The 12,267-nt window shown below is 42.8% G+C and carries 11 protein-coding genes; 2 read left to right on the top strand and 9 right to left on the bottom strand.

What is annotated here, in order from left to right:
• Positions 1 to 19: 19 nt before the first annotated feature.
• The 5 genes from earP to AC19MV_RS03060 all read right to left on the bottom strand — a co-directional run bounded on the left by earP (position 20) and on the right by AC19MV_RS03060 (position 3,245).
• A complete protein-coding gene (earP, locus tag AC19MV_RS03040) occupies positions 20 to 1,207 on the bottom strand; it encodes an elongation factor P maturation arginine rhamnosyltransferase EarP (protein WP_498305732.1) in 1,188 nt (395 codons plus the stop codon).
• Positions 1,208 to 1,292: 85 nt separating this feature from the next.
• The gene (gene fldA / locus AC19MV_RS03045; RefSeq protein WP_432402101.1) at positions 1,293 to 1,820 is read right to left on the bottom strand and encodes a flavodoxin FldA; all 528 of its coding nucleotides are present in this window, start codon (positions 1,818 to 1,820) and stop codon (positions 1,293 to 1,295) included.
• A 51-nt stretch (positions 1,821 to 1,871) separates the two neighbouring features.
• Positions 1,872 to 2,144 (bottom strand): LexA regulated protein, encoded by a 273-nt coding sequence (gene ybfE / locus AC19MV_RS03050; protein WP_432402099.1) that lies wholly within the window; start codon positions 2,142 to 2,144, stop codon positions 1,872 to 1,874.
• A 6-nt stretch (positions 2,145 to 2,150) separates the two neighbouring features.
• Complete coding sequence (locus AC19MV_RS03055) at positions 2,151 to 2,372, bottom strand: DUF2788 domain-containing protein (RefSeq protein WP_124014960.1); 222 nt, start codon at positions 2,370 to 2,372, stop codon at positions 2,151 to 2,153.
• Positions 2,373 to 2,471: 99 nt separating this feature from the next.
• Positions 2,472 to 3,245, bottom strand: a complete 774-nt coding sequence (locus AC19MV_RS03060) for an alpha/beta fold hydrolase (RefSeq protein WP_432402097.1) — start codon at positions 3,243 to 3,245, stop codon at positions 2,472 to 2,474.
• 295 nt (positions 3,246 to 3,540) lie between these two features.
• Here AC19MV_RS03060 and seqA point away from each other — a divergent pair, with 295 nt between their 5' ends.
• Both seqA and pgm read left to right on the top strand, forming a co-directional pair.
• Positions 3,541 to 4,176, top strand: coding sequence for a replication initiation negative regulator SeqA (seqA, locus tag AC19MV_RS03065; RefSeq protein WP_432402095.1), 636 nt, complete (start codon positions 3,541 to 3,543; stop codon positions 4,174 to 4,176).
• A 41-nt stretch (positions 4,177 to 4,217) separates the two neighbouring features.
• Positions 4,218 to 5,861, top strand: a complete 1,644-nt coding sequence (gene pgm, locus AC19MV_RS03070; RefSeq protein WP_498305734.1) for a phosphoglucomutase (alpha-D-glucose-1,6-bisphosphate-dependent) — start codon at positions 4,218 to 4,220, stop codon at positions 5,859 to 5,861.
• Between the two features lie 106 nt (positions 5,862 to 5,967).
• Here pgm and katG read toward each other — a convergent pair whose 3' ends face one another.
• From katG to AC19MV_RS03090, 4 genes are all read right to left on the bottom strand, one after another.
• Positions 5,968 to 8,154 (bottom strand): catalase/peroxidase HPI, encoded by a 2,187-nt coding sequence (gene katG / locus AC19MV_RS03075; protein WP_498305735.1) that lies wholly within the window; start codon positions 8,152 to 8,154, stop codon positions 5,968 to 5,970.
• Between the two features lie 333 nt (positions 8,155 to 8,487).
• On the bottom strand, positions 8,488 to 9,660 hold the full coding sequence (locus AC19MV_RS03080) for an acetyltransferase domain-containing protein (RefSeq protein ID WP_498305737.1): 1,173 nt from the start codon (positions 9,658 to 9,660) through the stop codon (positions 8,488 to 8,490).
• On the bottom strand, positions 9,650 to 11,812 hold the full coding sequence (locus AC19MV_RS03085; RefSeq protein ID WP_498305739.1) for a TonB-dependent siderophore receptor: 2,163 nt from the start codon (positions 11,810 to 11,812) through the stop codon (positions 9,650 to 9,652). The genes AC19MV_RS03080 and AC19MV_RS03085 overlap by 11 nt, the downstream gene beginning before the upstream one ends.
• Positions 11,813 to 11,908: 96 nt before the next feature.
• A complete protein-coding gene (locus AC19MV_RS03090; protein ID WP_498305740.1) occupies positions 11,909 to 12,202 on the bottom strand; it encodes a DUF2946 domain-containing protein in 294 nt (97 codons plus the stop codon).
• Positions 12,203 to 12,267 lie beyond the last annotated feature (65 nt).

Here is a 12,267-nt window from a genome sequence, read left to right on the forward strand (position 1 = left end):
ATATTTACAGAGCAGTATCTTAGCTATTTTTAACGAATTGAACTAGTCGACTCGCAAGATCTGCATCATTTAATGCGTTATTTGGCCAATTAAGCGCATGTTGCTGTAATGGCAAAATAACAGAATTTAATTGTTGCCAGTAGTTTACTACGGCATGTTGATCACCTTGATTGAAGGCCAAATTCACCTCACACCAAGCGGTCGATATTTCTGCCGCAAGATTATCGCAGTAAATCTTCATAAAAGCTTGTAATTTTACTAGATGATAATCATCTTCTTGGGGATAAATGTGCCAAATAAAGGGTTTTGCGGCCCATTGTGCCCGTAAAAACGAATCTTCACCGCGCACAATATTAAAATCACAGCTCCATAGCAAGCGATCAAAGCCTGTTTGGTCGGTCATGGGTAAAATATGCAGTGTGAGATTACCGAACTTAAATTGCTGACCGGGCATCAAATGATTAACATCGCAGGGGAAAAATGAGGCTAAGCTGGTTAAACTACGACCTTTAGGTATTAGCGCGTGTATTGGTTTGGTTGATGTTTGCCATTGTGCCATTAATGCAGTTAACGCAGGGCTTTCATAACTAAACACACTAATGACAGTGTCATCAACATTAATGCCACTCAGACCTAGTTGGTCAAAGAGACCCATTTTATTATTGGGGTTGGCTTGCCATAGGTCGCGCTCTTTAAAGAGGTGTTGCTCGCAAATTAGCCCGCCTGTTTTTGGGTTAAAACCGGGGAAATAAAACCACTTTTTAACACCGCTTGGTTGTGTTGAAGGTAAACCATGACAACCGTCTACCCAATTTTCGGCACTTAAATATTCAAGGTTTAACCAGTGTGGCGCTGAGCTTTGCGGTTGTTTATGTAATTGTTCAATGACCGACTTTACCTGTTCAGGTAATTCACAAGCAAAGGCTTCAATAATGACTTCGCCGGCCTGATAGTCTATATCTAATGGGTTATTCCATTGAAATATATTCACACTATTAAACGTTTGTTGGCAAAGTACTGGATTAAGGTTCGGTAAAATATGTGAGAAACTGTGTAAATCATCTACCCATAAGTTTACCGGGATGTGGTATTCAGCCGCCAATTGCTTAGCTAAGCGCCAGGTCACTCCAATATCGCCATAGTTGTCGACAACAGTGCAAAAGATGTCCCAGTGTTTAACGCGTTGAGTGTGATCTGTTGTGGTCATAAATAGAGGTGAAGTACATCATTAATGTAAAATTTGAATAGTAAAAAAGCGGCAAATGCCGCTTTTTTGTTGGGTAAAGCCAGAATTAATCTGCTAATTCTGCTAAGCACATTTCTTCATAAATTTGCTTAACCCAGCCATCAACACGCTCTTCAGTAAGTTCAGGTTGACGGTCTTCATCAATCCCTAAGCCTACAAAGTGCTTGTCGTCTGCCATGCCTTTAGAGGCTTCAAAATTATAGCTTTCAGATGGCCAGTGACCAATGATAATACCACCGCGTGCTTCAACAATGTCACGTATCATGCCCATTGCGTCAAGGAAGTATTCTGCATAGTCTTCTTGGTCACCACAACCAAAAATAGCCACTAACTTATCGGTAAAGTCGATTTGCTCAAGCTCAGGGAAAAAGTCATCCCAATCGCACTGCGCTTCGCCGTAATACCAAGTTGGAATGCCAAACATAAGCAAGTCGTATTCAGCGATTTGCTCTTTGGTGCTCTTAGCGATGTCTTTAACATCGAGCATGCTTTTGCCCAGTTTTTTCTGGATCATTTTGGCTACAGCTTCGGTGTTACCTGTGTCGCTACCGAAAAAAAGACCTACAGTTGCCATTGTCTATCCTTTAAATATCTAGTTCGCGTTGTGCGATGTTCTAAAAACGTCTCAGTTGTCGAGTTGCTGTTGCAGAATAAATTCGATTAACTGGCTACGGCTGATGTTACTGTTCAAAGCTTGTTGGTTCAAGGCATCATACAAATCTTGTGACACTTTTAACTCTATTCGCTTTAAACCGTTAGCGCGATCACGCTGAATTTGGTTACGCTTATTGATCTTTAATTGCTGTTCCCGAGAAAGTGGGTTACTTCTCGGACGCCCTCGGCGTGTTTCACTGGCAAAAAGGTCAATAGTCGTTCTATCTGTTGTTTCTTTTGCCATTGTATTTTAACCGATCCCAGAGCCTTCCCAGGTCATCTGTATAATACCTTTTGCAATAAACCCGGCACAGCCGAGAAATAACACTGCCCAAACAATATATCGACCAAATTTAGGGACATCACCTTGTTTAAGCACATCATGGATTGCCATGCCGATAAAAAAGAATATCGACGCAAAAAACAAGTTCAGCCCAACGGCTTCAATTTGATCCATGTACTGATTTAACATACTTCTACCTTCGCTTTAGTCATGTCTGGCGAAAAGAGGGCGCGAATATATCACATCGTGTCAGAATTGGGTATGTGCAAAACAGTAAATTATTAAAATTTACCCTTGGTTTTGTTCAATAAACTCAGCCACGATACGATTAAAAATCTCAGGTTTTTGTGCATGTAGCCAATGACCTGTGCCATTTAAGGTTTTTGCGGTCACTTGAGGAAATTGACGGACAATTTCATCACGGTGTTCTGCAGTAACATAATTCGATTCGCCGCCGCGTATAAACAGTGTTGGCTTGTCAAAATGCACATCAGAGCTAATAGGCAAATCCCAACCAATAATACGCGGGTAACCATGAATTAGACCATCAAGATTCATCTTCCATTCAAAACCTGTGTCAGTACGTTGCAGGTTTTTCAATAGAAATTGAGAAGTTGCTTCATCAATACCTGAGCTGATCAAATGGGCCAATGCCGATTTACGGCTGGTATGTTCGTCAAAGACTAGACTGGTTAACGCTGCAAACACGGTTTGATGACGCGGTTCGTATGCCACAGGTGCAATATCGGCTACCACGAGACTTTTTACTCGCGTTGGATGTAATAACGCCATGGCCATGGCTATTTTTCCGCCCATAGAATGGCCTACAACATGTGCGGCAGAGATCTGCAATTGGTCTAATAAATCCACCATCGCATTGGCAAGAGACGGGTAATCCATGTTGTCCCAATGCTCGCTTAATCCATGATTAGGCACATCAACGCGAATAACCTGATGGTTTTGTTGTAATACACTAGCGAGGTTTTTTAAGTTATCAAGGTTGCCAAATAATCCATGAATCAGCAGGACGGCTTCACCTTGACCTTGAGAGATATAATGCATAACGCGATAAACTCGTGACAACAATCAATTTGGCTGAATTTTGCGGCAATGGGTTAAGCAAATCAAGTTTTGCTGACCGTCTGAACCATAATTGCTGTAATTTTACCCGTGAAATAATAAATTTTAGCGAATATGCGCCATTAAATGATTTTGCTACTTTATTAGTAGGTTAAGCTTGGCTTACACTGAAGCTATATTTTGATCGCTGCGTAAAAGTTTGATCGGCGATCGCGTGTTTAACGAGATTTAACGTAACGTTGAGCCTAAGACAAATAGAAGAATAAGGATGACTCTGATGAAATACATTGAAATTGATGAAGAACTTTATCGCTTTATTGCCAGCAAGACTGAACGCATCGGCGAGAGCGCTTCGGATATTTTACGTCGTTTATTGCATTTATCAGTGGAAACCGTAGTGGTCGATTTACCCGAGGCCATCAGCGAACCGAGCCTTGAAACTGAACCTGTAGCGGTTAGCGAATCCCAGAGCCAACGTAGTCAGTTATTTAATCAGGCTAAAGCGGCGGTTGAAAAAGTGATTGCGGCTCAAGTAGAACCTGAACTTGAAAACGAGCAAGGCGCGATTGTTAGCAGTATTGAATTTAAATCTATCGTTAATGAACATTTATTATCCCAACAAAAAGGGGCTGTGGGTCGTTTCATGTGGTTGCTTGGTAATTTACAAGCTGCAACGGGTAGCGACTTTACTAAAGTGCTCGATATTCAAGGTAAAGGACGTTTGTATTTTGCCCGTTCAAAACAAGCGTTATTAGAGTCGAGCCCGTCTTCTAATCCTAAAGAAATTGGTGCCAGTGGCTTTTGGGTAACCACCAATAATAATACCGCCAAAAAGCAAGCCATCTTTATTGAGGTATTAGAGCATTTAGGTTGCGACAGTGAATACGCCCGCACCATTGCAGAATATATTTAAGTTTGTCATCAACCCGTTAATTTACTCGTAGGAGACCACTTGTGGCTATTCATCAACGCGCAGGACAGCAAGCTTTACAAACGGATTTAGTGAATATCCCTAAATTGATGAGTCACTATTATCGTATTATTCCCAACGTGGAAGACGTACAGCAAAAAGTGACTTTTGGTACTTCTGGTCATCGCGGTAGTGCATTTAATGCCAGTTTTAACCAAAATCACATTTGGGCGATTGCCCAAGCGGTAGTTGATTATCGTCAGTCAGCGGGCATAACCGGGCCGATGATTGTCGGTTTTGATACCCATGCCTTGTCTTATGCTGCATTTATGTCGGTGGTTGAAGTATTAACAGCAAATCAAGTCAAAATGCTTATTCAAAAAGACGATGGTTTTACGCCTACCCCTGTGGTGTCGCAAGCCATTGTGCGAGCTAATGCTTCTAAGCCTGCTGCATTAGTTGATGGACTCATTATTACTCCGTCGCATAACCCACCGCAAGATGGTGGTATTAAGTACAATCCGCCTCATGGCGGCCCTGCAGAAGGTGACATCACTAAAATCATCGAAGCCAAAGCAAACCAATATCTAGCAGAGCAATTGTCTGGTGTTAAAAAAGTCAATTACGGTGTTGCGGTAAAATCGGGCTGGATTGATGAGGTAGACTTTATCGCGCCGTATGTTGAGTCGCTTGCACAAGTGATAGACATGGATGCGATTAAAAAAGCCAATATTCGTTTAGGTGTCGATCCCCTTGGTGGCTCAGGTATTTATTATTGGGAACACATTGCTGCGCAATATGGGCTTAATATTACTTTGGTTAATGACAGAGTCGACCCGACCTTTGGTTTTATGCCGCTGGATAAAGACGGTAAAATTCGCATGGATTGCTCGTCTCCTTATGCCATGGCAGGCTTGCTAGCCTACAGCGAAGATTATGATTTGTGCGTCGGTAACGACCCAGATTATGACCGTCACGGTATTGTGTGCCCAGGTTTTGGCTTAATGAATCCGAACCATTATTTAGCCGTGGCGATAGATTATTTAATGACTCATCGTCCACAATGGTCTGAATCATTATCGGTAGGTAAAACATTGGTCTCTAGCGCAATGATTGATCGCGTTTGTGCTGCATTAGGCCGTCAATGTTTAGAAGTGCCAGTGGGCTTTAAATGGTTTGTTGATGGTTTAGCCCAAAGCACCATTGCCTTTGGCGGTGAAGAAAGTGCCGGCGCGGCGTTTTTAAAACGTGACGGCAGCACTTGGTGTACTGATAAAGATGGTTTTATTATGGCGTTGTTGGCGGCTGAAATCTTAGCTGTAACCGGTAAAACACCAGCGCAACGCTATAAAGAGTTAACCGATCAATTTGGTGAAAGTTTTTACACTCGTATCGATAGTCCTATAAGCCTTAAGAAAAAAGCCAAGTTTGAATTGCTCAATGCTCAAAGCTTTACCGATACTGAGCTGGCGGGTGAAATAATTACGGCAATTTTAAGCCATGCGCCGGGTAATAATGCGGCGATAGGCGGGATTAAAGTGACCACCGAAAACGGTTGGTTCGCGGCTCGTCCATCTGGCACTGAAGCGCTATTTAAAATCTACGCTGAAAGCTTTATTAGCCAGCAGCATCTTGAGAGTATTATTTCCCAGGCGCAAACCATGATTGATTCAGCGTTAAAAGGTTAAGGCTGATCTAGTTTGTTCATAATAGGTTAAGTTTGCGGTTGAACTTTTAATCAAAAATAAAAAAGCACTGAATAATCAGTGCTTTTTTTGTGTCTAACAGTGAGGGTTATGCGAGATCAAATCGATCGGCATTCATCACTTTTGTCCACGTGTTAACGAAGTCCTGTACAAACTTCTCTTTTGCATCGTCTTGGGCGTACACTTCAGCGTAAGCGCGTAAAATTGAGTTTGAACCAAAGACCAAGTCAACCCGTGTTGCGGTCCACTTCACTTTATTTGTGCTGCGTTCAACAATTTGATACTCGTTTCTGCCGACAGGTTTCCAAGTGTTTGACATGTCGATTAAGTTCACGAAAAAGTCGTTTGAAAGCACGCCAACGTTGTCAGTAAATACTCCGTGTTGAGTGTTGTCGTAGTTAGTGCCCAGCACGCGCATACCGCCTACTAATACTGTCATCTCATGCGCGGTTAAGCCCATAAGCTGAGTGCGGTCTAACATCATTTCTTCTGGTTGCACAACATAGTCTTTCTTTTGCCAGTTACGATATGCATCGTGAAGCGGCTCTAACACTTCAAATGACTCAACATCGGTTTGCTCCTGGGTTGAATCCCCACGACCAGCTGTGAATGGCACAGTAATGTTAACGCCAGCAGCTTTAGCTGCTTGTTCAACCGCTGCAGTGCCGCCCAGTACAATTAAGTCAGCCATGCTTACTGGTTTGGTTAATCCTGCTTTAATCGTGGTTAATGCGCTGAGTACTTTTTGCAGTCTTGCGGGTTCATTGCCTTGCCAATCTTTTTGAGGCGCAAGCTGTATACGGGCACCATTTGCGCCGCCGCGGAAATCTGAACCTCGGAAAGTACGTGCGCTGTCCCATGCGGTTGCCACTAACTCGGCAACCGACAAACCACTGGCTAAAATTTTCGCTTTTAACTCACTGATTTCTGGCTCCGTTAAACGGTAATCCACTTGTGGCACAGGGTCTTGCCAAATTAACTCTTCAGCAGGTACATCGGGACCAAGGTAACGGCTCTTAGGACCTAAATCACGGTGTGTTAATTTAAACCAAGCACGGGCGAAGACGTCTGAGAAGTAGGCAGGGTCTTTATAAAAACGTTCTGAAATCTTACGATATTCAGGATCCATTTTCATTGCCATGTCCGCATCGGTCATCATGGGTTCGACTTTAATTGACGGGTCTTCAACGTCTGCTGGCTTGTGCTCTTCTTTAAGATCGATAGCTTTCCATTGCCAGGCTCCTGCTGGGCTTTTGGTCAATTCCCAATCGTAATTCAGTAATAGCTCAAAGTAGCCGTTATCCCATTGTGTTGGGTTAGTGGTCCATGCACCTTCAATACCGCTGGTTACTGTGTCACGGCCAATACCGCGGCTGGTTTTGTTTAACCAACCTAAGCCTTGATCTTCTAATTCAGCACCTTCAGGATCTGGGCCTAAGTTTTCTGCACGGCCATTTCCGTGTGACTTACCTACAGTATGTCCACCCGCGGTAAGGGCAACGGTTTCTTCGTCATTCATTGCCATACGGGCAAAGGTAATGCGAATATCGTGTGCGGTTTTAATTGGGTCAGGGTTACCGTCAACGCCTTCAGGGTTAACGTAAATCAAGCCCATCATCACGGCTGCAAGTGGATTTTCAAGGTCTCGTTCACCAGAATAACGGCTATGTTCTGAACCGCTTGGCGCTAACCATTGTTTTTCAGATCCCCAGTAGATGTCTTTTTCTGGGTGCCAAATATCTGCACGTCCACCAGCAAAACCAAAGGTTTTTAAACCCATTGATTCATAGGCAACCGTACCGGCCAAAATGATTAAATCAGCCCATGAAAGTTTGTTGCCATATTTCTTTTTAATAGGCCATAAAAGACGACGTGCTTTATCTAAATTGCCATTATCTGGCCAGCTATTAAGTGGAGCAAAACGTTGGTTACCTGTGCCAGCGCCGCCACGGCCGTCAGCAATACGGTAGGTGCCGGCAGAATGCCAAGCCATACGGATCATCAATCCACCATAATGTCCCCAGTCAGCGGGCCACCAATCCTGGCTATCGGTCATTAATGCAGTGAGATCTTTTTTAACGGCTGCAAGGTCTAAAGATTTGAAGGCTTCGCGATAATCGAAATTGGGATCCATAGGATCAGATTTGCTGTCATGCTGATGAAGGATGTCGAGGTTAAGTGCTTTTGGCCACCATTCCATCACATCATTTGATACTGAGGTATTACCGCCATGATTGACAGGGCACTTACCGAGCGATTGCTGTGCTTTTTCCATGAGATGTTCCTTTATCACTAAAATAGTTTAAACGTTAAGCATCATTGGATTACTTTTTCAGGCTAACTGACTGTGATGACAAATTAAAGCAACTTTTATCTATCTGTTTAATCGGTTTTACTAATACACATAAATGCACCCAAAAAACTGTTTAATAATAGTACAGTTATATACAAATTAGATTAAAGAATTACTTGTAGCAGAAGTATGATCTAGGTCATTAAACATATGGATGCATGGTAAAGGCTTGTCAATGAATGTCGGCAGGTAAAAAGGACAGAGGAAAAGCGTATGATGCCAGTTTTTTCTGACACCACAGAGGCTTGATGTTACTTATAAATATTTAATCCATGCTTGCTTGCTGGATTGTTTGTAGGCACTAAATCGCTTTACGGGATAATATAAAAGCACGATTAAGCTTAGGGCTATCAGCCAAACCCAAGCCATATTATCGACGCCTAACAGCTCACCATGATTAGTGCCAAACACGTATTTACTGATCCCATAAAGTAGTAATAATACATACAAATGAAGAATATAGAAAAACATGGGCACCGAGCCAAAAGTCGACAGTACTTGGCCAAACTGATTGTTCAAGCGCTCAAAGCCCACTAAACCGATAAACATCACCCCTAGGGTTATCAGTAAAAAACTTAACGAAGGAGGATACTTAGTTAAATTAAATATCGACATTAATGACTCACCTAAATGGGAGCCCAATTGCCATGGTAAGGTTTCACCATAAATATTGCCGCCTCGTAAGATAATAAATAAGGTTAAGCAAGCAAGCCCCAGCAGAAGCAATTTACGTTGTCGGCTGTTGGCGAGTGATGATTTTGCAAATATAGGGCCGGCAACATAACCCAGTAAAATGACTCCCATCCACGGCAGTGCGGGATAACTTATTTTGACTTTTAACGCGCCATCGGCAATTAAATAGCCGCGATCATGCAATATAGTCCACACACTATATCCCCACTCATTTGGCATAAATTGAATTGGGGTTAATAGATTATGACCAAATACTATCGCCAATCCTAACAGTGCCATGATTGGCCGCGGTAAATTAATTAACGCGGCTAAGGTGAGCATGCTTAAACCAATGACCCAGATGACCTGCAACCACAAGGTATGGTAGTTGCCCATCCAAGAAATATTGATCACCAGTATTTCAAGCCCAATTAAAAACAGTCCACGTTTGATTAAAAACTCCCGTGCTGAGCGTGGCTGTAACGGGTTTCGATTAGCATAAAGCCATGCCGACACACCTGTTAAAAACACAAACACTGGCGCACAGAAGTGCGCAGCAAAGCGGCTGACAAACAATTCCCATGACGTGGTGCTTAAATCCATCGGGTCGCTTACTTGCATGTGCAGGTAAAATCGTTCACGAACGTGATCTAATAACATAATGAGCATAACGGCGCCGCGCATCATATCAATACTGCTGATCCGTTTAGCTTTTACTGCGCCATCCATAACATTAGTCTGTTGATTAGAACTCATAAGACACACTCACTTTGACACTGCGCGGTTCGCCTGGTACAGCCCATAAGGCTGAATAACTGTTAGCGATGTAATGTTCGTCAAATAGGTTTTCGATGGCAAGGCCTAGATTGATATTGTTATCAAGGCGGCTATTTACAAAGAGCCCGACTAACTGGTAAGCCGATAATTGAAACTCAGGATCGACAGCATCGCCAAGTCTTGAATCGACATAACGCCAGTTAATTCCGGCATTACCATCAATATTAAAAGCAGATAAGTCTTGTTTAATTATCATACTGGCAGTGTGTTTGGGAACATTGACTAATCTGCTGCCAGCACTAACCATCACGCCCCAATCAGGGTTAATCACTTCATTGACTGTGCGGGTATCCAGGTAGGCGTAAGACAATTTGGCCGTTAAATTATCAGTTAAATCAGCATCAAGGTCGACCTCAACGCCTGTACTTTTCGCTTCACCTAAGGTGGCCGAAAAGCCTACGTTGACAGGATCCGCGGTTAAAATATTACTTTTCTTGGCATCAAAAATCGCCACCGTACCCGTTAATGGCATATCTTGACGCCATTGAGTCATAAACTTTATCCCAGCTTCGACAGAGGTACTTTCTTCTGGAGCAAAAGCACTGCCAGCATAATCAGTACCCGATACGGGTAAATAGCCTTCGGAATACACGGAATAAACACTGAGTTCATCTGAGTAAACGTACACTAAACCGATTTTAGGACTGACCCGTTGATCGGATTGTGATGACGCAATTTGGGTGACAGCATCGTCAATTTGTTGATCGTAAGCATCAAAACGTAAGCCTAGCTGCAATTTCCATTTGTCGGTTAAATCCATTTGGTCTTGAATGTAAGTGCCCCATGCTTGTTGCTGCTCTTGCTTTTGATACAACGGACTGACATCAGGTTGAATATTGCTGTACACCGGTTGAAAGATATTGATTGCATAATCACCTTTACTACCACGGTAGCGATAAAGCCCGGTGTATAATTGATAATCGTAGGCATCAACGCCCACTAACAAATTATGATTAATGTTTCCCGTCATTACGCTACCGCTGAGCTCAAATCGCACCGCATGATCGACCGAGTTATAGTCACGGTAGCGATGTTGGCGGGTGAGGGTTTCACCGTCGTCATATAGTGATTGGCGGCTTTGCGCTAACTCCGCATCTGAAGAAAAGCCGTTTAATGTCGAATAACGGTAACCGTAGCCAGCTGACAAAGACCATTGTTGATTGAGTTGATTGTCATAGGTGAGCTGATGACTTTGTGCTTCAATCTCGGTAGCACCATCATTGGGATCGCCTAAATAACGCGACCTTGGTACGGTATTGATATTGTTGTCGATAACCACGATACCACGATCAAATAACTGCTCTTGCTTGAGGTATTCCATTTCATACAATAACGAACTGTCGTCATTTATTTGCCAACGAAAAGATGGCGAAACCACCTTTTTATTGCTAAATACTTCATCTCTAAAACTGCCATAATCTTGCAAAGCACCGTTAATTCTAAAGGCGATGTCTTCACTTAAGCCCGTGGTGAAATCGCCTTCGAGTCGATATTGATCTTCACTGGCAGCCGATGCTTTAAGAAAACCGCTGGTTTCATATTGTGGTTTTTTTGTAATGATGTTGATGGTGCCACCCGGTTCAGAACGACCATAAAGTGCTGACCCCGGGCCTTTTAGTATTTCGACGTATTCAACATTCGACAAGTCGCGGTGGCCACTGAATGCACGGCCGCCATTAAAGCCATTGATTAAATATCCAGAGGGAATATTTTCATTTCCTGGAAATCCTCGTAATGAAAAACTGTCCCATAATCCACCACCGTCATTTTGTCTGGCGATACTGGATGAAAAATCCAATAACTCTTGAAACCGAGTCACACCAGTGTCTGAAATCAAACTGCTGTCTAATACGGTTATCGCTTGTGGAAGCTCCTGACTTGCTACATTGCCTCGATATGCCTGGCGATAGTGAATACTGATCCGTTCTATCTCGGCTGTACTTTGTGCCACTGGCTTAGCTTGAGTTAACGCTGGTGTTAACTCAGACTCAGCGGCCATAACATTGACGCTAACAGAAAATAGGGTGCAAGCCCCAATTGAATAAAGGTTTGGTTTTAATAAGGTTTTCATTGTCTCTCCGACAAACAGCAAACAACATTGAGCCATAACAAATGCAAGGCATTCATGCCGCACAATTGGTTAAGCTAATCGATAAAATTAAATAATTTATGAGGCTGTTTGCGGTGGAGCGCGAGTATTAAAAAAACGCGTAAACTGCGAGGTAAATGAAATTAATTGGAATTGTTGACGCACATAAGATTGCACCATAACAGGTACAATGTAAGGCGTTGAGGTGATGACATTTTGAAGTTGATGTAACGACGAGCAATGAACACTGTGATGTTTTGCCGTGTCTTCAATGTGAGTAATGCTATGAATCGATGAGGCGACAGACAGCAAAATCACCATAGCAATGAGCCACAGTGTTAAAAAATGCTTATTGTCTTTGTGATACGCCAATGCCGACCCCTTGTTTTTAGGTTGGCGATTGTAAATGACTAGCATTTACATTAGCAATGATAAAA

It is taken from the genome of Shewanella sp. MF05913 (genome assembly GCF_059758095.1).